This is a genomic window from Belliella marina, assembly GCF_042682445.1.
Lineage (GTDB): Bacteria > Bacteroidota > Bacteroidia > Cytophagales > Cyclobacteriaceae > Belliella > Belliella marina.
In genome coordinates this window covers 274,534-296,473 of the sequence record NZ_JBHUHR010000001.1, presented here as the reverse complement: position 1 = coordinate 296,473, position 21,940 = coordinate 274,534, and the positions used below count along the sequence as shown (strand labels likewise).

19 protein-coding genes and 1 tRNA gene are annotated in these 21,940 nt (G+C 38.5%); 4 read left to right on the top strand and 16 right to left on the bottom strand.

The window, feature by feature from the left end:
• Window position 1: 1 nt before the first annotated feature.
• From ACFSKL_RS01210 to ACFSKL_RS01180, 7 genes are all read right to left on the bottom strand, one after another.
• Entirely contained in the window at window positions 2-3,190 is a 3,189-nt protein-coding gene (locus ACFSKL_RS01210; RefSeq protein WP_376882642.1) for a lantibiotic dehydratase, read from the bottom strand.
• 39 nt (window positions 3,191-3,229) lie between these two features.
• Complete coding sequence (locus ACFSKL_RS01205; protein ID WP_376882640.1) at window positions 3,230-3,424, bottom strand: class I lanthipeptide; 195 nt, start codon at window positions 3,422-3,424, stop codon at window positions 3,230-3,232.
• 198 nt (window positions 3,425-3,622) lie between these two features.
• Entirely contained in the window at window positions 3,623-3,823 is a 201-nt protein-coding gene (locus ACFSKL_RS01200; RefSeq protein WP_376882638.1) for a class I lanthipeptide, read from the bottom strand.
• Between the two features lie 949 nt (window positions 3,824-4,772).
• Window positions 4,773-5,657: an LLM class flavin-dependent oxidoreductase gene (locus tag ACFSKL_RS01195; RefSeq protein WP_376882636.1), complete on the bottom strand. Its 885-nt coding sequence runs from the start codon at window positions 5,655-5,657 to the stop codon at window positions 4,773-4,775.
• 17 nt (window positions 5,658-5,674) lie between these two features.
• Window positions 5,675-6,853, bottom strand: coding sequence for a lanthionine synthetase LanC family protein (locus ACFSKL_RS01190; protein ID WP_376882633.1), 1,179 nt, complete (start codon window positions 6,851-6,853; stop codon window positions 5,675-5,677).
• Entirely contained in the window at window positions 6,850-8,088 is a 1,239-nt protein-coding gene (locus tag ACFSKL_RS01185; RefSeq protein ID WP_376882630.1) for a lanthionine synthetase LanC family protein, read from the bottom strand. The genes ACFSKL_RS01190 and ACFSKL_RS01185 overlap by 4 nt, the downstream gene beginning before the upstream one ends.
• 20 nt (window positions 8,089-8,108) lie before the next feature.
• Window positions 8,109-10,487 (bottom strand): TonB-dependent receptor, encoded by a 2,379-nt coding sequence (locus tag ACFSKL_RS01180; protein WP_376882706.1) that lies wholly within the window; start codon window positions 10,485-10,487, stop codon window positions 8,109-8,111.
• 580 nt (window positions 10,488-11,067) lie between these two features.
• On the opposite strand from ACFSKL_RS01180, the gene ACFSKL_RS01175 reads away from it, so the two are divergent.
• From ACFSKL_RS01175 to ACFSKL_RS01165, 3 genes are all read left to right on the top strand, one after another.
• Window positions 11,068-11,538, top strand: a complete 471-nt coding sequence (locus ACFSKL_RS01175) for a JAB domain-containing protein (RefSeq protein WP_376882628.1) — start codon at window positions 11,068-11,070, stop codon at window positions 11,536-11,538.
• Window positions 11,539-11,647: 109 nt separating this feature from the next.
• Entirely contained in the window at window positions 11,648-11,911 is a 264-nt protein-coding gene (locus tag ACFSKL_RS01170; RefSeq protein WP_376882626.1) for a hypothetical protein, read from the top strand.
• A 231-nt stretch (window positions 11,912-12,142) separates the two neighbouring features.
• Complete coding sequence (locus ACFSKL_RS01165) at window positions 12,143-13,366, top strand: IS4 family transposase (RefSeq protein ID WP_376882623.1); 1,224 nt, start codon at window positions 12,143-12,145, stop codon at window positions 13,364-13,366.
• 54 nt (window positions 13,367-13,420) lie between these two features.
• Here ACFSKL_RS01165 and ACFSKL_RS01160 read toward each other — a convergent pair whose 3' ends face one another.
• The 9 genes from ACFSKL_RS01160 to ACFSKL_RS01120 all read right to left on the bottom strand — a co-directional run bounded on the left by ACFSKL_RS01160 (window position 13,421) and on the right by ACFSKL_RS01120 (window position 21,202).
• Window positions 13,421-13,609, bottom strand: coding sequence for an Arm DNA-binding domain-containing protein (locus ACFSKL_RS01160; RefSeq protein ID WP_376882621.1), 189 nt, complete (start codon window positions 13,607-13,609; stop codon window positions 13,421-13,423).
• Between the two features lie 418 nt (window positions 13,610-14,027).
• Window positions 14,028-14,117: transfer RNA gene (locus ACFSKL_RS01155), tRNA-Ser, on the bottom strand.
• Between the two features lie 167 nt (window positions 14,118-14,284).
• Window positions 14,285-15,364, bottom strand: a complete 1,080-nt coding sequence (locus ACFSKL_RS01150) for an asparaginase (RefSeq protein ID WP_376882619.1) — start codon at window positions 15,362-15,364, stop codon at window positions 14,285-14,287.
• Window positions 15,354-16,142, bottom strand: coding sequence for a TatD family hydrolase (locus tag ACFSKL_RS01145; RefSeq protein WP_376882616.1), 789 nt, complete (start codon window positions 16,140-16,142; stop codon window positions 15,354-15,356). Before ACFSKL_RS01145 ends, ACFSKL_RS01150 begins: the two co-directional genes overlap by 11 nt.
• 491 nt (window positions 16,143-16,633) lie before the next feature.
• Window positions 16,634-17,737 carry a glycosyltransferase gene (locus ACFSKL_RS01140; protein ID WP_376882614.1) on the bottom strand — a complete coding sequence of 368 codons (1,104 nt, stop codon included), beginning with the start codon at window positions 17,735-17,737 and terminating at the stop codon, window positions 16,634-16,636.
• A complete protein-coding gene (locus tag ACFSKL_RS01135) occupies window positions 17,734-18,339 on the bottom strand; it encodes a polysaccharide deacetylase family protein (RefSeq protein WP_376882611.1) in 606 nt (201 codons plus the stop codon). The genes ACFSKL_RS01140 and ACFSKL_RS01135 overlap by 4 nt, the downstream gene beginning before the upstream one ends.
• A 28-nt stretch (window positions 18,340-18,367) precedes the next feature.
• Window positions 18,368-19,579 (bottom strand): SpoIIE family protein phosphatase, encoded by a 1,212-nt coding sequence (locus ACFSKL_RS01130; protein WP_376882609.1) that lies wholly within the window; start codon window positions 19,577-19,579, stop codon window positions 18,368-18,370.
• Between the two features lie 8 nt (window positions 19,580-19,587).
• Window positions 19,588-19,839, bottom strand: a complete 252-nt coding sequence (locus ACFSKL_RS01125) for a hypothetical protein (protein WP_376882606.1) — start codon at window positions 19,837-19,839, stop codon at window positions 19,588-19,590.
• A gap of 235 nt (window positions 19,840-20,074) precedes the next feature.
• Window positions 20,075-21,202, bottom strand: a complete 1,128-nt coding sequence (locus ACFSKL_RS01120) for a glycosyltransferase (protein ID WP_376882603.1) — start codon at window positions 21,200-21,202, stop codon at window positions 20,075-20,077.
• A 21-nt stretch (window positions 21,203-21,223) separates the two neighbouring features.
• On the opposite strand from ACFSKL_RS01120, the gene ruvC reads away from it, so the two are divergent.
• The gene (ruvC, locus tag ACFSKL_RS01115; protein WP_376882601.1) at window positions 21,224-21,802 is read left to right on the top strand and encodes a crossover junction endodeoxyribonuclease RuvC; all 579 of its coding nucleotides are present in this window, start codon (window positions 21,224-21,226) and stop codon (window positions 21,800-21,802) included.
• Window positions 21,803-21,940: the final 138 nt, after the last annotated feature.

Genomic DNA, 21,940 nt, shown 5'->3' with positions numbered 1-21,940 from the left:
ATTAACATCCTATAATTTGACTCTCCTTTTTACATTTCTCCATTTTTTGTAGCCTGGAAATTTTTGAATCATAAAACTTGGCCAGAAAATGATAAATCACTGTTTCATGAATCCGCTGTTTAGCAAGAAATGTCCTATTCAAAGTCATATGTACGTGGCTACTTATAAACGCAAATAGCGATACTCCGCCTCTCATATTTTCTGATAACTTTTCTTTTAAAACAGCTAAAGGGATCGAGTTTTTGTCTGATCTTCCTACAAAACAGCTCATTGCCTCTTCTATATCTTCCCCAACACAAGTCTTTTTTTCAAGCAAAGAATAAATTTCTTTTGAATACCGACGATATTGGTTGTTCATGCTAATCCATATTTTTTTTGATTCTTTCCCCTTGTTCGTTTCATTTAAAAAATACTCTCTCAATTGGGATATCAATTGAAACTTTTCATAAAGTGACAACCCAAAATCCTCTAGTAACATATCTACATTCAACAAGGCAAACAACCACCTATACTTCTCACCGATATCACCTTCAATCAAATCAATAAATGACAATATTGCCTGACTGTCATTAAAAAACAATGTTTCGCTCAACTCCATAGTTTCAACCCCATACCTTTCAATTTCACGCTGATAGGTATCTAATTGAATCTTATAGACTAATCCTTGATTGATGTATGGTTTCAATCTTTCGTTTATCTCAGAAATAACTTGTGGCCAGAACGCTGAGTTTTGGGAATGGTAAAAACGTACACGTAGGTGTTCCCCATGTTCATTATACCTAAGAAAAAACCATTTTTCTATCAAACCCTTATCTAAAAATTCAGTCACCAATGGTTTTAGCACTTCTGTCAAAATGGTATCTGCTGTCTTATTCCCTGTGTAAATTTTAAAATATAACCACTCTTCTCCAACTGAAAATTCACGTTTGATTTGACTACTTGAAACTATGGGATTCCCATTTTGTATTTCTTTGATATGTGATTTGCTAACCAGAGGCACAATCAACTCATTTGCATAACTTCCGCTACTATCTTTGATAAAACAATTTTTAGGTTGATAGAGAAACTCCTTCAATAGAACGTCTTTTTTCTTAAGGATATTTGCTAAAATTCCCAATCCTAATTCCGAAGATAAATCTACGAGTAGCTCATTGTCCCCTTCTACAATAACCACCTTGTTTGGTATGCTTTTTTCAGATATAAGTTGAGCTAAAAAAAGCTTTTCATCTACTTTGGATGCACTATTTCTATCCTGTTTCAATTCGGATTTTTTCATGATCCACCTTGCTCTTTTTAGTATCAACTTACCGAATTGTATACGAGGCAAATATGAAGAGCCTTCAAAGTGAGACCATGTCCAAAGATCTAATGACTGATAGCTATGCCCCTGTAGATCACATAAAAACCTGTAATATGGAAGCCCTTTTTGATAATTATGAGCGCTGGTTAGACGAGGTTTAACTATTTTATTCAATCGCTTAGACCTCAGTACTACATTGCCATTCCGAACAGATACCATCAGATCGTCTAAAGGGATCACATGTTCGGATTTAACTGTACTACCCGTCAAAATTGGAATCTCATATTCCCTTAAGGTTGGACGCATTATAACATTTCCTACCCTGGCTTCAGGGAGATGTACGATTTCTGCAAAAACTGCATCTGACTCATATTGTTGTTCATCTTCAAGAAGCTTCTTAACAGTTGATGTCAGTTCCTCACTACTGTAGCAAAATCTTCCAATTAAGTTCCCCGCCGACGGCCCAGATATCGATTTTACCAAAAACTGAAACTCCCCTCGATCCAAATCTTCTTGTGAAGATGCAAGTAAACTCCCAAATAAAAACATACTTCTGGGTAACCTAGCATTCTCTATTTCATTGTTAGGCGAGTCAGTAGGATCGATCATAAAAACCTTTTCCTGATTAGAAATAGCCTTATAAAGTTTATCAAAATAACGCTTTTCTTGCTCACTGAGCGTAAATGCTCTTTCCAGAGTTTTTCTTGGCGGATTAACCCCTTCAATCAACGGCATGTATTCCACTTCTCCAGAAACATTATTACCATATCCTACTCCAACCTCAGGGTCAAGAGCAATCAATAATGGAATTTCCCTATCTTCATAACGTGTCTGGAATTTGTTAATAAACCCATCTAAAGCTTTAGAAACATATGGTTTTCTAACAACAGCCACGTGCTCAATCATCTTTAAAATATCTTCAAAAACATGGCTTGGGAGTTCATTTTTTCTGAAATGAAAAAATAAATCTGACTGAATTAAGTCTTTTACCCCTGAGTTTACATATTTGGATAATAGAGACTGAAGCTTTACCCCATTCTCCGGACTCCAATCCTCCTCAGAGATAATTCTATTAGCTTCCTTTAAATCTCCCAAAATTTCTTCCATCCCTCCGATTTCCTCCACTGAAGAAATTAATCTATCAAAAAATGTGTCCCCTGTAACATTGGGCTGCAACTCACTTAAAATAATCTGTGATTCCAATAAGCGTTGAACATACGCATCCGCTTGTTCATTCTCAATCCCTCTTGCAACCAAAAAAAGCCTTAACTCATCCAAATAAAAGGGATTTTGAAATTTATCAACAATACTCTTGATAATCTCGGCACCCTTGATCGCGGAAATAATATATTCTCTTTTTCTTTCTGAGTATTGAAACTCCACATACCTGAACCTGTCTCCTGCCCTATAAAGTGTGTCGTTTAGAGAAAATTTAATGTTTTCCCTTAGCTTGGGTAAGCTATTCAGGTATTCTCCCATAGCCGCTGCATAGTGCATATCTAACCGGCTGCGTATTTGTTGTTTATTGTCTGAAAATGAAATGTTTGTGAGCTCATCTATTTGCCCAAGAGCACTTCCTGCAAACAAACCAAAGGGGGTACAGCGAGTAGCCATTCTGCTTAAATACTTATATAAAGTAATTACTAGCTTTTTTTCTGCCTCTGGATTACAATCCTCCTTTGTAACAACGCTTTCACAAAAACTTACAAAGTCTGGAGAAGCAATGAAAAGAGCACGTTTAAGCGGAGTCAAACTATCACTGAGAAATTTCTTGTAATCCTGCGAAGGTATATTTACCAACAACTCAAGAAAGCGATCTACTTCCTCAACAGGTTTACTAGGACATCTTAACAGGTATCTTCCAGTCGATTCTAAGCTTATTGATTTCATGAGTTTTTTATCTTAATAGGTTCTGTCAATTATTCGCTATCATACCATGTCCACCACTTCAGTATTGCAACAATCGTTACAAGCTTTTGTCTCTTTACTTAAAAAACAGCGAGTAGCTTCATCTTGCTCATCAGGGTCGCCGGCTCCACCAGCTAAAGCCTCTAATTGTTTTTCGTCCAACCTTGCTATGGTTACCTTATCCAGGTCAAGAAGATTTAATTTTCTCTTTTTCATAATTAGTTCACTTGATTGTTATTGTTTAAAAAGATTTTTCAAGCCTTAGTTAATCAGTACTTCTATGTCTATTATCAAGGCTAATTATTTCAAAATCCTTTCGTATAAATTGGTTTAAATTGCTTTGGAAAAGAGGTAAGATTATTTCATGAAAAACAACCTTACCTCTTGAGGAAATATGTTAAAGTATAAACCTTTTTAACCAACCGCCTCTTCTTCTACTTTTGTCCCACAACATCCACCACAGTTCCCAGTGTTTTTTGTTGTGATACAAGCAGTTGCTTCATCCTGCTCATCAGGATCTCCAGCACCTCCAGCTAAAGCTTCAAGTTGTTTTTCATCAAGTTTAGCGATTGTTTCCTTGTTCAAATCCAGAGGATTCATTTTTTTCTTTTTCATAACTTTTTTAGTTATTAGTAAAACATAAATTTTAATTAGCTATTGATTAATCAATGAGTTGAAATTATTTATTTGGCTTCACTCCTAAGAATTAATTAGACAAACCTCGAAAAACTCTAGACCAATCATTTAAATCAGCCTTTTAACATTTGATCTAAAAAAATTAAAAAAATCGTGTTACGCTATTCCGACATAAAACTCAGCACTGATGTTGATATTAAAAGAATACTATACATATTTCTTACAGTGGCTCTCAAGTTTAAGGGTACTTTTAACTATTTTTAAACACTGTTTATTCCAATAAAAGAATCTTGTAGATCAATTAATAATTTGTGATAGAATCCTTTTCTATACTGCCAAAAAAAATTAATTGGGTTCAGTTTGACCATGATAAAACATCATAATATTTGTTCTGTTTTATAGAATACAAGATGCTTGACAACATAGACAGTACAAACATTTAAAATTACATGTAAAAATGTAAATGAATATTAAGTTCAAATTTTAGTGATTAAAAATACTTTAGATCGGAATGTAATCATTAAAGGAACCTGTATGAAATAAAAAACGATTAACATTTGATAAAAGCTGGCGGCTCTTAATTTTGAAATTTATAGCCAGTTTAAAGAAGATTAACAGTTAATAACCTTAATTACTCTAGTTATTGAAACATATACGCTTAAAGAACATAAACGAACCAAACATTGGAAAACCAACAATGATCAAATGCCTTTTGACAAAAAACAGGATTTTTGAAACTAATTTATCAAACTATCAAAAATGTACAACAAGAATTCCGAATGGAGACTAGACTGACTGATATTTATCAACAAGATTGTTTCAGTACTAATTTTAGACAATGAGAAAATGTATTCATCTCTAAGGGAAATCAGAAAGAAATGGAAATGATATTGTTAAGGTCAAAAGGGGGAAAACTATGTTATCAAAATTAATCACCTAAAAACTCAGCCAATGACTCTAAGGTCTCTAGCTTTTCTTCCTGTCCTAAATTCATAACCCGAAACAAAATCTCATCCATTTGATACTTCTCTGCCAATTCTGGAAGTTTATCCCGAAAATAAGCTAAATCACCAATGAAATGATTTTGTTCTCCCGATAATGCCTCCTTCTTTACATCTCTTAATTTTCTTGGATCTTTTAAACAGATACCAGAAACCGCTAGAATAGTTTTCACCTTTCTATGATGCGTATTTTCAAAATCTTTCTTAAACTGTAATAAGCCTTCAGGATTGGGATCCAACTCTGCTTTTTCATGAAAAACAGATCGAACATAATTCATCCCAAACTTTAAGGATCTATGAAAACCAAAAGCAGAAGTACTGAGACCCCATATATCTGGCACACTTCCTGAATATGGGGGAATAACAATTTGTTTTTCAAGTAAACTCTCCTCATCCAAAAGATACCCCACCAAGTCTTTAAGTCGATTCTCAAATGTTTCTTTTTCTGGGTTTGTCACTCTAAACATCTCATTATTAAAAGACCCTCCATTGGCTAAGCCCAAATCAATCCTGTCATTGTAAATACTATTCCATAATTTAAATTGGGAAGCAACATCCAACGGATTATGTACCCTGAGCAACACCCCTCCTGTACCCACTTTAATTCTAGAAGTAAAACCAGCAATAACAGGCACCAAAGATATAGGGTTACCCCAAGCTAGGCGTCGGCTATACATATGATGTTCTGCTAGCCAGAATCTTTCATAACCAAGCTCATCAGCCTGCAGAGCGAAATCGAAAACATTTCTCAATTTAACAAGGCTATTCTCTTCCTTTCCTCCAAAACCAAATTCTAAAACACCGATTTTCATATTAACAATAGTTTATGTTATAAAAGAAATATTTCATCCCAACAACCTTGGTGATTCATCATACTCCCCAAAATCGTAGTGTAAATCCCAAGGTCTCCTTCAAGTAACCCTTCCTTCTTGTAGGTTTTCGGGCAAAAAAGTGCTTTTTCTAACCAAAAATCAGATTTTTCTAAAAATTTTTTTTGCCCAGTAGCATAGAAACACTTTCTTAAAACCCAAGAGACACCGGAATATCCATGACAGAAAATTGCATCAGGTATTGGAAGTTTGTTTGTGTCATAGCATAAAAAGCCGAACAGCACTTTATTCCCCCAGGCTTCAAGGTCTTGATCATCTAAAATTTTTCCAGCTTTTAAAAATGTATATCCTATAATAAGATCGCTTGAACACCACCCTATGTTATGATTTCTCCGAACTTCCTGAGAAATTGGTTCACCACTTATAGATACTGATCTAGGAAATAAGAACTTTTCTTCACTTTGATGATAAGAAGTATATGTTCTTTCTAAAAACTTTGTCAATTTAATTATTAACTCCCTAGACATTTCATCATTTAGCACAGCGTATACTTCAATTAAAGAAAGAATGATTCCGCAAAGACCATGTCCCAATCCAATTTCAATATTTGCTGTACCCCCCTTCATATATCTTTTGTTGAGAAGGTAGTACCCAAACTTGTTCTGATTCAACTCCAAATAAAGTGTTTCCAACAGTTCAATTAAATACTGTTTACCTTTTGCTTTATTTCTTTGAGCATATTTTGCCAAAAAATATAATCCTCCAATAGAGGAATGTAGAGGATCCAAATCTCCCTGTTTGATTTCAATAAGAGCTTTGTCAAATATATTCTTCGCTAACCATTGAATCAACAATTCAAAATTAGAAGATACCTCTCCATCACTTTTTCTCTCTAATACCAACCCAACCATACCCAAGCCGCTCAAACCATTACTCAAAGCTGTCGAAAACCGTATGCCATTAGAATCCCCTAATCTATCAATTGAAAATTGGAAAATTTCCAAGGCTCTATTGAAATAAAGTTCATTATTGGAGAAATCAAAAAGCACTGTATTAGCTACGGCTCTACCAAGATTCCCACTATAAAGTGAATCTAATCCATCAGTATCAAATAGGCTTAATCGCTCTAGCTTTGAAACAACTTGATTTACATTTTTATCAACCTTAAACATCGTCATATCACACAAGTAAAACCATCTAAGGAAGGTATTCCATCTTTTCTTAAATAATGCATAAGGCTGACACCTATTCCAGAAATACCCCAGGAAAAGGAATAATCAAAATGGGGAGAATAGTTGGAGATAAAAGAATTAAACCCTGCTGTATTCTCTTTGTTGTGAGTACGGTATTTAGGAACTTGATGTATCCAATATCTATATGATTGTTCATAGGCTTTCTCTTCGGGAAACAACCTACTTAGTTTTTCAAAAACATGAGCGATCCCGACTGCTCCATATGTTATGCTCGCGTCGAAAGTTTGGTGATCTTCATGTTTTTTCTTCATACATGCATCCATCACTAATTTCCCCTCTTTAAGAATTTCATGATCCTGTAAAATAGCCCCACCTCTCAAAATCCCGAATGCTACCCCCAAATCACCGTAGCATAAAGAAAACTGAGATTTATTGGAATCCTCTCCAATGTAATAAGGGAACAAACGTGTCCCATAATCCCGCTTAATGCTTATTATATGCAACAAAGCCCCATGCATTAGCTTGGCACAAACTTCTTTCAATATTCCGTGTTCATATACTGCTGCCAAAAATGAAACAATCATAGCGGATCCATGAGTCAACCCTAAGTAAACTCGATTGTAAAGTTTGGGGCTCTTCCAATACAACCCGCCTTTTTCATCTGCAATTGCTGACTCCTTTATCCCAATAACAATCTCCTCAATAATAGTTTTTGAAACTTCATTGTTACATTCCTGAAATAGAAAATAGTGTCCAGCTGCAAGTGCACCTGAAAAATAACTAAAATCTTTATGCCTTATTTTATTTCTGCATAATTCAATCAGGGTTTCACTTATAGGTTTCAAGTAAGAACAATAATCCATATCCAAAAAGCCATTCTGGGTACATAAGGAATAAAACTTACCTAAACTAGCAAGGTTATGATCGTAAGAATCCGTAGGGTATATTCGCTTATAGTAAGCATAATCAACAACTTCTAGAGATTTATTCATTGCATCCTCAACTTTCCCAAACCAATTATCATTATCGGTAAACCTGGCATAATAACAATAAAACAGTGCTTGACCTAACCAACCATCCTGTATTGAAAAATTAGGAAACTGATTCTTATTTCGGCCTAAAGCATCCTCAATTTCATGTATTAATATCTCCATGTTTTTCGCCTCATCGGTGAAAAATCCCTTACCCTTATTGATTTGATTATCTAAGTTGCTGTTCATAATTACTATCATTAATAAAATCAATCCACCCTATCTATTACATCTTCATTACCTAACCCCTTACTGCTTGCTCTTTTCACAGTTTTCTTGCCAAAGGAGTAAACAAGACCGATTTGAAGTCTTCGTGCATCCCTGTAATCTACTGATCTCATAAAAGTATTGAATGAAGTAATCTCTCCCCCTTCAAAACTACCCCTGAACACATCCAATGCAGAAATCGTATAGCGTAACTTATTTTCAAACAATCCCCCACTTAAGGCAATTCTCGTAAATTGATTGGTTATTGTCTTCACCAGACCATAATGAAATGGCCCTGTATAGTTATATCCTAAATCTAACTTAAGATTCTTTGGTAGGCTTAAGGTATTGTTAATACCAAAAGTGTGAAAAAAGCTTTGCGGGATTTCGATATCCCTGAAGCTTTCCTGAAACATCCTCCCATTGTACAAAGCTCCCATACCAAATACACTGCCTGACCACCAATCTGTAAATTGGTAACTGTAGTTCATGGTCAAACTATAGTAATCCAGATCAAAATTCCTCATCTTAAGAATCATCGTGTTATCAACCAGTTCGGGAATATGGGTATAAACATCTCGTTCTTGCTTGTATTCTAATTCAAGAAAAAGGTTGTCCTTTATAACACTATTGATAGTTAGGGATCTATTATACTGGGGACGAAGTTCTGGATTCCCTTCCATTATGGTAAAATCATCTCTATAAACCCGATATGGGGTCAAAACAGAAAATCCGGGGCGACTAATTGTTTCCCTATAATTAATACTCATTATTACCTGTTCCGATAGTGGCCTAGAAATCATCAAAGTAGGGAAGAAGTCTGTAAATACCCTATCAACTGGAACGGAACTTTCAACCAAGTCTTGTACCAACATCGTGGAGTGCTCTACCCGTAAGCCTGCATCAATGGTTGTCTTCCCAAACGTCTTTCCTAAGGAACCATACCCTGCCCATATTTGCTCTTCAAAGTCATTTTGAAAGCTAAACTCTTCTTCCTTTACAAAAAGGTCATTTTGCTTTACTTCCTGAAAGGGTCTAGTCTTATTGGTAGATAAAGTCACCTTGGCTCCCGCCGTTCCATTCCATCCATTTTCAAATGGCAACTCAAAATCCAGTTGTCCTACATAGATTTTAGCATTACTGACAGCTGTATTTCTAACAACTGGTAGATTGGCTAAAAGGTCTCCTTCTGAGGAAAGCATATCTTGAAAAAACATTGCATCACTATTTCTATTTCCAATTGGCGTGTAGGTTAATACCAAATCCATACGTTTCCCCTTGTCATCTAACTTACCAGAGTAATAGGCACTATAATTTTGAGTATTCTGATACCCATAGGTAATCGCATCACTCACAAGCGTTGAGTCAGCTACCCCTCCAATGTTATTGGAAAAATCTATTCGGTTATTACTCAAAGATCTATCAGGAACATCTTTGTTTGAGTAATTGGCCTGAATTCCAAAAGCATGTTTTGGAGAAAAACTGTATTCAACCCTTCCTCTAAGCATGAGGGTGTTCCAAACAGTAATAGATTCATAAATTTCATTGAATACACGCGGCACGCCATCTATGGTCATTGTTCTGTAGCCATTTCTATCCAGGAAAAAGTTGTTTGATGAATAATTTACATTTAGATCTGCAAACCATTTTTCCTTACGATATATTAATGATACTCCCCCGCTTCCCCGAAACTTGACTCCCTGAGAGAAATTTCCTCTGGCACTCCCGGTAAGTCCATAATTCTTTGACTTTTTTGTAGTTATTCTGATTACTGAATTGATATTGGATGGATATCGAGAAGATGGATTCGTTATGAATTCTATATTTTCTATTTCATCTCCTGTCATATTTTCAAGTATTGTATTCATTGTTGCACCAGGCATCTGTACATTGTCCAATACAATCAAAACATTGGGACGTCCATTGATAGCAATACCACCATCACTGATCTGGACAAATGGCAATGCCCTAAAAATATCCATTAAGTTATCTGCTTGAAATGAACTGGCAGTGACGTCCATGACAAACCGATCAGATTTTCTTTCCATTACTGGCCTCTGCCCCTTCACCACCACTTCATCAAGCGCTACAGCTGACTCACTAAGAACGATTGGAGAAAGTACCTTTAAATCACCATTGTAAGTAAACACCTCTCCTTTGTAGGAAGAATAACCTATTGAACTAATCCCTAATAAATACTCGCCTGGGTTTGCTGTTTGAATAACAAACTCGCCCTCTTCGTCAGTAATAGCTCCTTTGACCATACTACTGTCTTTGGAAGAAAGTAGTTGAACAGTAGCAAACGGAGCTCCTGATTCACTACTCTCCATTACCCTGCCTTTTATCTGTCCCTTAGCATCTATAGCAACAGAACAAAACATTATCCCCATTAACATTGCTGAGAGAATTCGACTAACCTGTTCCATGTTTCTTCTATTTATTTTTTAAAGATGAAAGCATATAATTTCGATTTTGAATCATATGTATTCTTTTCTTGAGGTTGAAATAATAAAATAGTCCCCTTTGAATAAAATATTTTCGACAAACACAGGAATTATTTCGACTAAAATGACGGACTGTCTGCCATTTAAAAATTTTAGTTTTCCTAAGAATGATCCTTTAAAGCCAAAAAATCTAGAAACGATGACCTCTCCTAAACCAAATATGTATTATCATGACAAGTTTAGTTTCTTTTTCTATTTTCAAGTAATTGCAATTAAGCCAATTGAAATCGACTTTTGACAACGATCAAAGTATCTTTATAAAAATCAAGATCATTATTTTTTGGAATTCCATTACAGTACAAATTTAGCCTTTTGCCTGCTGTAGCGCCCAAGAGCTTCCGGCATAAACACATGCCCTCTCTCCTAGTCCCTCATTTATTCCTTTGCCTCTTGGTCTTGATTGGCAAAATGGCTGATGCCGCACCATAATCAAATTCAAAACTTAAATGAACATGTTATGGAAACGGTAATCAGAAATTTTCAGGACAATCAGGTGGCAGAAATCAAACTATCCTACAGCCACAAGGTAAAACCTCCTTTAATGCCTAAAATCAACAGTTCACAGGATGCTAGTCGGTTGCTTCGTGAAAACTGGGATGAAGATAACCTTGGGTTTATAGAGGAATTCAAGGTGATGCTTGTAAGCAGATGTAACAAGGTGATCGGGATCTGCAATATCGCAAGAGCTGGCAAAAGCTGTGTAACCGTAGATATCAAACTGTTGATGGCAGCTGCAATCAAAGGGAACTGTGCCGGGTTGATACTTTCGCATAACCATCCTTCTGGGAACTTGAAAAGTTCAGAACAAGATAGAAGGTTGACAGGAAAGGTAAAAGAGGCCTGCAAACTCTTTGACATAACCGTGTTGGTCCATATAATCCTGATAGAAGAAAGCTACTATTCATTCGCAGACGAGGGGTTGATATGACCTCTCTTTTTGGTCGTTTTTTTAAGTGTGTTTTATGGGAGGATAAAGTTTTTATCCTCGAAATTCTCTATTTTTATAAATGCCTTAACTTTCAAAACAGCTATACACTTTGGAAATAAACAGAATCATTTTAGAAAAAAAGGAATTTGAAATTGTTAATTCCATACTTCAAAGCTTTAATAATAAAGTGCAATGGCAAAAGGTCAGTGATGGTAGCTTTCTTTTGTCAATTAGTGATGAGGATGCTGAGGTTTTGTCGCAAACAATCCAAGAAAAATATGTTTTGGAAGGATTTGATCTGTATTACAATTTAAATCATGAAGGCGAAAAATATCAAAAATTGATAGATAAATTTTGGGAAATAGGTTGGTAGAATAAATGTTCCATGGATTTGGCTAACACTTTTTTCTCAAAGGTAATTTGTTGTGAGAATCATTGTAAATAATTACTGAATAAGGATTCTATAAAATTTTACTGTCGTACGAAAACTGAGACAAGATAAAAAATAAAATCCTAGAATAGTACAAAAATCAAAGATGGGCAGCCCTTTTGGAGCTTACCCATCTTTTTTATATTGTTGTTCCGACCAAGAAATAACAACATAATGCAAGTTAAGAATAAATTTTTGTCTGGGCATCATATTATCGCTCAACTCCTCTCTCTTATTCCCAAAGAGCTATTTACTCATATTGTTGAGCAGGAATGCTCGGACAGGTATTACAAGAAGTTCAAAACAGGTGATCACTTTATCTGTATGTTTTATGCCGTGTTGACTAAAAACAGCAGTCTTAGAGAGGTATGCAAAAACATTTGCCTGATCATAACCAAGCTTATTCCCTTTGGGATGAAGCAGCTACCTGCCAGGAGTACCCTTTCTGATGCAAACCGTAAGCGCAGTTATCGTGTTTTTGAGCAACTATACAAAGGATTGTATTCATACTACAGGACATCTTTGGCAGGAAATTGGCTCGATATCGGTGGAGAGGTCGACCCCAGCTGTGTTGAGGTTTTTGATTCCTCAACGGTCACGTTGTTCAAAGAAATCCTCAAAGGGGCCGGACGCAATCCCCTGAACGGAAAGAAAAAAGGTGGTGCCAAGATATTTGCCAAAATGAATCTGGCAGAAGGCGTTCCCAACTTCATATGTATCCGTTCTGCGGCCACAAATGAAAATATGTTTTTAAAAGTGATGGATCTGCCCGAGCATGGGATAGCTGTTTTCGACAAGGGATATAACCGCTATTCCTGTTTTGAAAAGTGGGACAGTTCAAACAGATATTTTGTGACCAGAAAAAAAGACAATACCAGGTATGAAGTAGTCAGGGAGTTTAACTGTCCGCATGCCATGGACATCATCAAGGATCAGATTATCTCACTGAGCTACAGGGAGAAGGGGATTTCTCGGACAGTTGAGACCAGAATGGTGGTTTATACTGACCCTGAAAGCGGTGAAACACTGGAATTCATCACCAATCTTAAGGGATTGGATGCGCTAACTATAGCTCTTCTTTATAAGAATAGATGGATCATCGAAGTGCTTTTCAAGCAGATAAAGCAGAATTTTGAGCTCAGATATTTTTTGTCGGACAGCGAGAACGGGATCAAAATCCAGATTTGGGTGGCATTAATACTCAACCTCCTGTTTACAGTTCTTCATAGGCGGATAAAAGAGGCTGAATACTTCTCGACCATGGTCATGGTGGCTGCAAAGAACCTTAGCTCATACGTCAGTCTTGAAAAGTTCCTGCTTAACCCCGAAGCTTACTTTAAAAGTATATTTCAAAAAGACCTTCAAAATATACAAACCCAATTATTCCTTTCCGGTTAGGGGGTATTTTTTGGATTTTCAAATAAAAGACCTCTAAAATATCATTAGAGGTCTTTATTTCGCCTCATAGATTTTTATTTGGAAAGTATCCAAAAACCCATTCAATTGCTTTACCTCCTCCCTATTTCCAATTGCCCTACCCCTACTTGGATTCCAGCCTTCCTGCGTCCAAAGCCTTTTGGTGGAGAACTCTTTTGAACTGCCATTCACTGTGACCCTGACATAAATGTATCTTTCATTCATTTTTTTGTGGGTTTTAGGAAAAACATGATTCCAAAGCTCTTTTCTAACATAGTATTGACGTTTAATAACATGAATAAATTTCGAAAATCACCTAGTTTCAAACAAGATGTTTATCACATAACATGTTGTTTTTCAATTGATCACACCGTTTTCAATGCGTCTTTTTTTTTAAAAATCGAGAACTACACGAATGACGCATTTAAATTATGGGGATTTTTGAAAAATTTGGTGATCTAGGCACCAAAAACAAAAAGCCCACAATCGTCGGATTGTAGGCTTTTGATAAAGAACTTTGATGCTTTTGTGGTTAAAATCTCACTTTAAACGCTTTAAACACACTTTTTAATAATCTTTGGTTAGTCTTTCAAATGTTAAATTTCTTCGAATTTAGAGATTATATACTGTTTGAAAGCCATTCTGGCAGAGAGGAAGGGATTCGAACCCTCGATACCCTCACGGGTATACACGCTTTCCAGGCGTGCTCCTTCAACCACTCGGACACCTCTCTAGTTGATTCGGAGTGCAAAGAAAATTATAAATTTCAGCCAAAGCAAACTTTCTGATGAATTTCCCCATTTATAATTTGCCTGCCCAAGTACCACCTCCAAAGAAACCCACACATCTCACTGACCTATAGACAAATAGCAAAAACAACTGTTTTTAATACCTCCCCTATCAATTCTGTGCAGTTAATGACATCTCACCTGCAATCGGCGTGATCAATTTTCTTCGGATTTCAGAATCGCTGCTTTCGTTGGCAAGCAAAAACATCATCTTGGTAATGGCAGCCTCTGTGGTGATATCTCCTCCACTCAAAACACCTATCCTTTTCATATCCTTGCTGGTCTCATACCTGCCTTGGATTACACGCCCACCATTGCATTGGGAGACATTGAGTATGATCAATCCCTTTTGGACAGCTTTTTCCATTGTCTCTATAAACCAAGATTCACTTGGGCTATTTCCAGAGCCATAAGTCTCCAACACCACACCACGCAGCCCCTTGATGACAAAGCAGCTCTCTATTATATTGCGGGTAATCCCCGGGAAGAGTTTCAGCACCATCACCCTGTTGTCCAAACGATTGAAATACCTCAATTTTTTCCCCTCTTCAAAAGGCTTGATGGCAGCGTAGTTGTAGTCAATGATGATCCCCGACTCGGCAAGTGGTGGGTAGTTCTCTGACTCGAATGCATCAAAATGAACACTTTGTACTTTCTTAGACCTATTTCCCCTAAGCAGCATATGGTTGAAAAAAATGCAGACTTCCGGCACAATCGGTTTCCCGTTTGCCTTTGCCATGGCGATCTCCAGGGAAGTCATCAAATTTTCCCGCGCATCCGACCTCATGGCCGAAATCGGCAACTGTGCCCCTGTAAAGATCACAGGCTTGCTCAGCCCCTTGAGCATATAGCTCAACATGGAAGCGGAATAAGCCATGGTATCCGTACCATGCAATACCACAAAGCCATCGTAACTGTCGTAATTCTCATAAATTATATAAGCCATATCCACCCAATGGCTCATGTTGACATTGGAAGAGTCAATCGGCTCAGGGAAAGAAATCACCGTAATGGCGGCATTCATGCTGGTCATGATTGGAATCTTGTCCAGGATCTGCCCAAAGTTGAAGGGCACCAAGGAGCCACTTTCATCATAGGCCATCCCCAGGGTCCCCCCTGTGTAGATGATCAATACGGAAGATGTGATTTCACTTTTGGCAGCTGTATTGAGCCTGACTATCTTATAATTCATGATTAAAACTGTGGAAAATTAGGTTTGTGTTATTTTGGGTAATTCTGGATACTTCCTCTAAGCTTGTCTCGCAAAGGTCTGCAACCCGCTGTGCAATAATCGGGATATAGGCAGGGGAATTGCGCTTTCCCCTATGGGGGATAGGTGCAAGATAAGGACCATCTGTCTCAAGCACCAAATTTTCCAGACCAATTTCCGGAAGAACTTTATCCAACCCCCCATTTTTATAGGTAGACACCCCTCCAATCCCCAACTTGAATCCCATTTCGGTAATCTGGTTTGCCTGGGCCACAGTCCCAGTAAAACAATGGAATATCCCTGTCAGGTTTTCGCCATTCATCTCTTTGATGATCTCGATGGTTTCATCCATAGATTCCCTGCAATGGAGGATAATGGGCCATTTCTTGTCTTTTGCCCATTGGATCTGTATGCGGAGTGCTTCCTGCTGTTGTTCGAAGAAAGTCTTGTCCCAATACAAATCCAATCCGGTCTCACCAATCCCTGCAAATTCCCTCTGATTGATCCAACCCTCCATTATATAAAGCGATTTCTCAAAATCCTTCTTGACATCACATGGATGCAATCCCATCATTGGGATACATTTTTTGGGGTATTTGAGTTCCACCTCAAGCATGGCGTCGATGGTCTCCACATCTACATTTGGCATATAGATCCTCTCTACCCCGGAGTCAAACGTCTCCCGGATCACTTCTTCCCTATCTGAATCGTACTTTGGAGAGTAAATATGTGCGTGCGTATCAGAAAAAAGGTATTGCATTGCTATAGGTGGATTATGTTAAAATTAATTATGATTGGAAAAGGGAGGTGTCATATCCTGGTTTTGCCTGCCACTTTTTCTTATTGTTTTCAATCCTCTTAAATGCCTCTTAGTCTAAGTAAGAAGATCTCTCTCTTGATGCTTTCGGGATTGTGGTGACCTAGTGGTCATTTCGAATTTACCTCCCCTTTGGGAGGCGTGGAGCCTGTCCCGCAGAATTGCGGGGAGAAATCTCGAACTGAAATTTATAAATACTTTTCATTTTCCTGCTTCTTCATACAAAGACGGGACGAGACCTCTCCTGCCGTCGAGGTGACGTAGTCTTAGATACACTTATGTCTTGCTTCTTGTATCTTAAATCTTGTCTCTAAACTCATATCCCCCTGCCGATCTCTGCAACTTTGCACTCTCTGCGAGATTCTATTTTTTGTCAGGTCCTGAAAACACTTGACACTTCTTGGTTTTTATTGCGGCTTTCTTTTCCAAGCCTCTCAATACTTCCTGCCCTTCCAAGCTGTTTTCGAAGGCCAAAAATAATAAAGTATTGTGGCCCATGCTGTAAATTGGAAATATATTTCAAAAAGGACAAAGTAAACAGGTTTGATTTTTTGCCCCATCTGCCTCTTCATCGCAAAGATAAAATACGATTGCAAGCTGAATTTTGCCAACCAAAACAGCCAACCTAGTACAATGTAATTATAGATCAGCAACAAAACCAATGGCAAAAAGAGGGCTTGTAAAGCCAATAGCATTTTGACAACAAAGGGAAGCTTCATAGCTCCCTGCATCCATCTTTTGCGCTGTTCGAGCAATTTCGCAAAATCCGGTTGCCCCTTAGTCTGGATCAGGTTGGCAACACCCACCTGGTGAAACCCTACATACCCCTGCTTCTGAATCGCTGTAGCTATCTCAAAGTCTTCGGTCAAGGAGAACGGAATACCTTCAAAACCTCCAACGGCAGCATAGGCTTTTGTGGGGATCAGCATATTGTTGCCCATAGAAGTGACAGAAAAACCAATATCAGACAATACCTTAATCATTCCCAGAGTAAAAGTCCAATCTATATCCTGAAGAACCGAAAAGCTATCCTTATGCTCGATATAGGTGATCCCAGTGACAAACCCAGCACCTGTGTTCATGGCTGTCGTTACCATTTCTGCAGCCCAAGTCTTGGGGACGATACAGTCTGCATCGGTAAACAGCAAAAGAGACCCTGAAGCCTCTTGGATCAATTGGGACAATGCATTTGCCTTTCCATTGATTTTCTTTGAGCCATCGTTTTCGGCTACACTATAAAAAATGGCATAAGGTCGCTCTTCTACCCATGATTTCAATAACTCCGCAGTTTGGTCACTGCTATTGTCATCCCCTAAGATAACCTGAAGCTTATCCTCCGGATAGTCCAGCGCTGCCAATGCCTGCAAACAGGCAGGCAGGTTCTTGGCTTCATTTCGACAGCTGATGACTATGGAGATGGAGGGCAATTCCTCGCCTTTGGGCTTTGAATAATTCCTGAAATTTGTTTTGATCAGAATGACCAAAAACAAATTTTGGGAAAGCAGCAACATCACCCCTATGATCTCCAGCGCTATCATCTTAATATATCAGTTTCAAAACCCATATCCTGTACGAAACTTAAGTAATCCACCAGCATGTCTTCCAAAATCGCCTTTGTTTTGAGTTGGTCATGAAAGACTACCACAGAGCCATTTTGTGAATACTTGATGGTTTTCTCCAGACATTTCTTGGCTGATTGGTTTGGGTCATAATCGCCTGACAACACGTCCCACATGACGATTTCATGACCTGGCGCCAAGCGCGTGTACTGGCTTTTGGTGATCCGTCCATAAGGCGGCCTAAACAGCCTTGTGTCAACCCCCAACTGTGTTTGCAATAAATTTTGGCAATCCAGCACATCTTGGACATATAGGCCATCTGGTGTTTTATATCCATTCAGATGGTGAAAGGTATGGTTGCCCACACCATGTCCATGCTGCACTACCTGCTTGGCCAAGCCTGGATACTTCTTCACATTATCCCCCACCATAAAAAAGGTGGCCTTCATCCCAAAACTCTCCAGCTGATCCAGAACAAATTCTGTCACTCCGGGTACAGGCCCATCATCAAAAGTCAAATAGATTTTCTTCTCTGTACGCTCTTTGTGCCAAGTATAGTGCTTGAAAATTTTAGGGATCAAATTTGGGACATGATGGATGACCATAATCCTACTGGAATCTAAGACTCATCAAAGTAATATCATCCATCCTGTCTACCCCATTCGAAAACGCTTCCATTTCCCTGAAAAACTCTTTGTGAAAATCATCTGGATCTACACATAACTGGGATTTGACAAATTTCCACAATCGTTCCTCTCCATACTCTTCATCCTTATCGTTGAAATTCTCCGTCAGGCCGTCAGTGTACATGTGGATACCGAATCCTTTCAAATGCGAACGCTTTCCTATTTCCAAAAACGGCAAGCTTTCAAATGCCCCCAATATCGTAGTCCCCGCCTCCAGCAGCTCACTCCTCATCTCCCCTTCCCAACAAAGGATCGGGGGATTGTGTCCGGCATTCACATAACTCAATTCCCTGGTCTTAAAGTTGTAACACCCCAAAAAGAATGTAATAAAACGCTCTCCAGCAGTATTTTCAAAAATCGTATAGTTCAGTTGCTCTACAATCATCCTGAGATCCGAAGAACTCCGAAGCAAGGTCCTCAATGCTGCCTGAAAATTGGACATCAGCAATGCTGCCGGCATCCCTTTCCCCGAGACATCGGCAATACAGAAAAAGACTTCATCATCTGATTTCTGTATCAGATCATAATAATCCCCTCCTACCGTAGAATGCGGAATATAGGTCACTTTGGCTTTAAGCTTACCATTTTGGGGAAGATTGGCTGGAAAAAGCATCCGCTGCACGTTGGAAGCTATCTCAACTTCCCTCTTCAGTCTTTCCTGCTCCAATTGCTTTCTGGCAAACCTTTTATTCTCAAGGGCCACGACCAATATATTCGTCAATGCCTGTGTGAAATCCAAATCCAGCTCAGCTGTCTCATCTTTTTTCATCAAAAACAATATGGCAAGCATCTTTTCCTTATGATATACCGGCAAATAAGTCTCCAATTCATCAAAAGAATAGCCTTCCTCCACAACAATGTTCAGCTCACCGGTCACTTTGTTGTCATTGACTTTATCCAGGGGGATGATCTCAGGCACAGCGCCTTTTATCCCATGTGAAATGTTTTGCCTATAACCATCTTGGTCCACCACATACAGCAAAAGGGAACGGATATTCAGGTGTACCAGACAGGTAAACTTGAAGATGTTCAATAAAACTGAAGAAGTTTTATTCTCGTTGATCGCTTGGGTGATCTCCAGCAGAGCCTTCAACTCAAGTTCTTTTCGTTGGTATTTTACTGTTTCTGTAGTCAATGGTTTGCTTAGATTGAATTATGGTTCATTAGCCCCTTTTTGGTGGCAAGGTAATAATACGTTTTGCCCGACTCCTGAAGCTTGGTTTCGCCAAACACCTCCTCGTCAGGCTGAATGAGGCATTTGATAAATTCCTTGTCCAATAGAGACTGCAAGGTAGCCAAAAGCAAATCCTCTTCCCAACCAAGCATATCTTTTAAATATTCAAAGTGCTGTACAAAGTACAGCTCATCCAGTAAATCAAACTCCTCTTCTGTCATAATCGTATAGAAATATAAGCTAATTTATAGATTTTTGATTTCAGTATCATACTCAACAGGGTTTTTTCGCAGGGGAAGCATCCATTGACACTCCCTTAAAGCCAGATCCCCTGCCGTTTGATCACTGTAGGTATGTGGAGAGACAGCCCAAGGCAAGCTTCGAAGATTTTATCCCAAAAGTGATTCCCCTGATGAAGGGAACACCAAGAATCCCAAGCTTGCGACTCCACCATACTCACCTTAAAACCAATGCATCAGCCCTTCTACCCTTCCAAGATATTTTCCCAAACAAGATCCCCAAAGTTACTCCAAGCACATAAAATGGATGCAAAAGACTTGTGATTCCAAAATCAACGAAACGAAGATCCATGGAATAGAAATCGGTGACTTTCTTGAGGGAATAATATTCCCCCAAGATTTTCAATCCCCAAACGGCGATGCAGCACATCAGTCCTTCAAATCCAAATGCAAGTGGCAACCCAAAACTACTGACCCAAAACAATTGGATCAGAACCGGGGTAAAAGAAGCTACTGAATGGGGAATTGAATGGGCTTTCCATTTGGAAGCCCACCTTGCCCGTTGTGAAACAAGGGACTTCCATGAAACCATTGGTTCTGTCAGTACCATTGCTTCCTTATTATTTAAATAGACCAAAGCATCGGCACCGTAATGTCTGTAGATTTTTTTCATCAAAAACTCATCATCTCCTGACAACACATCCCTATTCCCCTCGTACCCATTGACTTCAAAAAAAGCACTTTTTCTATAGCCCATATTTGCACCACTGCACATCAAAGGCGACTGCCTATCGAAAGATATCTTGGTGACCATCAAAATACTAGCCCATTCTATCTGCTGGAATCTTTCAAAAAATGTCTCGCAATATCTGTTCATGACAGCCCCCGCCACAAACTGGACTTGGGGATCGGCAAAGGGACCGAGCATTTGATCGATCCAGTTTTGGGGCAATATACAATCGGCATCTGTAGTGAGGACTATCCCGTAAGACGCTGCCTTGACACCACATTCTATCGCTTCTTTTTTCCCTATCCCTACCGAGTCAATGATTCTATGTAGATTGTTTGAATGGATATTGTGGATCAGTTCATGGATCACCAAAACAGACCCATCCCCGCTATGGTCATCTATCCAGATGATTTCTATGCCTTCGGAATCAAGACGCTCAATTGAATCAAATATAAATGGCAAATTTCGTTTTTCATTTCTGAAAGGGACCAAGATGGTAACTTTTTGGCCTAGGTGGATTTTCCTCGATTTGGAGGAAATTTTTCCCCACTTCCCTCCAAAAAAGCAAATCACAAAAACATAAACAATCCCAATACTTAGGTAAGATATTAACATGAATTCAACTAAATTGCATCAATGAGTAAATTAGAGAAAAAAGAGGGAAAGGAAAAAATTATTCTCGGCATTGACCCGGGGACCAATGTGATGGGATACGGGCTGATTCTGATAGATGGCAAAAAATATTCTGTGATTCAGTTTGGGGTAATCCATCTAAAAAAATATGCTACACATGAGTTGAAGCTAAAAAAAATCTTCGAAAGGATCACGGGTATCATAGATGAATTTTTGCCTGACTCTATGGCTTTGGAGGCACCATTTTATGGTGAAAACGTGCAATCCATGCTCAAGTTGGGAAGGGCCCAAGGGGTCGCCATGGCGGCGGCATTGGCAAGGGAGATCCCGATAACGGAATATTCCCCTAAAAAAGTCAAGCAATCAGTGACGGGCAACGGAAATGCCTCCAAAGAGCAGGTTGCTGCGATGATCAAGACCTTGCTGCAGATAGAAGTCCCCAAATTATTGGATGCCACAGATGCTTTGGCGGTGGCATTATGCCATCATTTTCACGATGGAAGGATACAGACCAGAGGCAGAAATGCAGGCTGGAAATCGTTTCTCGAAGAAAATCCAGATAGGGTCAAAGGCCTTAAATAAAAAATTGCCTGTGATCTTACCTAATAAAAAAATATGATTATCCGCTACTTTGCCAGTAATGATGTAAGCAAACCATCATCTTGCGGATAATCGTCTACTACGCCACGGCGCACGAGTTATTGACGAGTATCCACAACT

Coding starts and splice junctions, on each gene's coding strand:
- ACFSKL_RS01145 (WP_376882616.1), bottom strand. CDS start 16,142: ATGCAATACCTTTTTTCTGATACGCACGCACATATTTACTCTCCAAAG.
- ACFSKL_RS01125 (WP_376882606.1), bottom strand. CDS start 19,839: ATGACAGAAGAGGAGTTTGATTTACTGGATGAGCTGTACTTTGTACAG.
- ACFSKL_RS01205 (WP_376882640.1), bottom strand. CDS start 3,424: ATGAAAAAGAGAAAATTAAATCTTCTTGACCTGGATAAGGTAACCATA.
- ACFSKL_RS01210 (WP_376882642.1), bottom strand. CDS start 3,190: ATGAAATCAATAAGCTTAGAATCGACTGGAAGATACCTGTTAAGATGT.
- ACFSKL_RS01200 (WP_376882638.1), bottom strand. CDS start 3,823: ATGAAAAAGAAAAAAATGAATCCTCTGGATTTGAACAAGGAAACAATC.
- ACFSKL_RS01180 (WP_376882706.1), bottom strand. CDS start 10,487: ATGTTTTGTTCTGTTGCTATAGATGCTAAGGGACAGATAAAAGGCAGG.
- ACFSKL_RS01160 (WP_376882621.1), bottom strand. CDS start 13,609: ATGAATGAAAGATACATTTATGTCAGGGTCACAGTGAATGGCAGTTCA.
- ACFSKL_RS01175 (WP_376882628.1), top strand. CDS start 11,068: ATGGAAACGGTAATCAGAAATTTTCAGGACAATCAGGTGGCAGAAATC.
- ACFSKL_RS01120 (WP_376882603.1), bottom strand. CDS start 21,202: ATGTTAATATCTTACCTAAGTATTGGGATTGTTTATGTTTTTGTGATT.
- ACFSKL_RS01185 (WP_376882630.1), bottom strand. CDS start 8,088: ATGAACAGCAACTTAGATAATCAAATCAATAAGGGTAAGGGATTTTTC.
- ACFSKL_RS01140 (WP_376882614.1), bottom strand. CDS start 17,737: ATGATAGCGCTGGAGATCATAGGGGTGATGTTGCTGCTTTCCCAAAAT.
- ACFSKL_RS01195 (WP_376882636.1), bottom strand. CDS start 5,657: ATGAAAATCGGTGTTTTAGAATTTGGTTTTGGAGGAAAGGAAGAGAAT.
- ACFSKL_RS01150 (WP_376882619.1), bottom strand. CDS start 15,364: ATGAATTATAAGATAGTCAGGCTCAATACAGCTGCCAAAAGTGAAATC.
- ACFSKL_RS01190 (WP_376882633.1), bottom strand. CDS start 6,853: ATGACGATGTTTAAGGTTGATAAAAATGTAAATCAAGTTGTTTCAAAG.
- ruvC (WP_376882601.1), top strand. CDS start 21,224: ATGAGTAAATTAGAGAAAAAAGAGGGAAAGGAAAAAATTATTCTCGGC.
- ACFSKL_RS01165 (WP_376882623.1), top strand. CDS start 12,143: ATGCAAGTTAAGAATAAATTTTTGTCTGGGCATCATATTATCGCTCAA.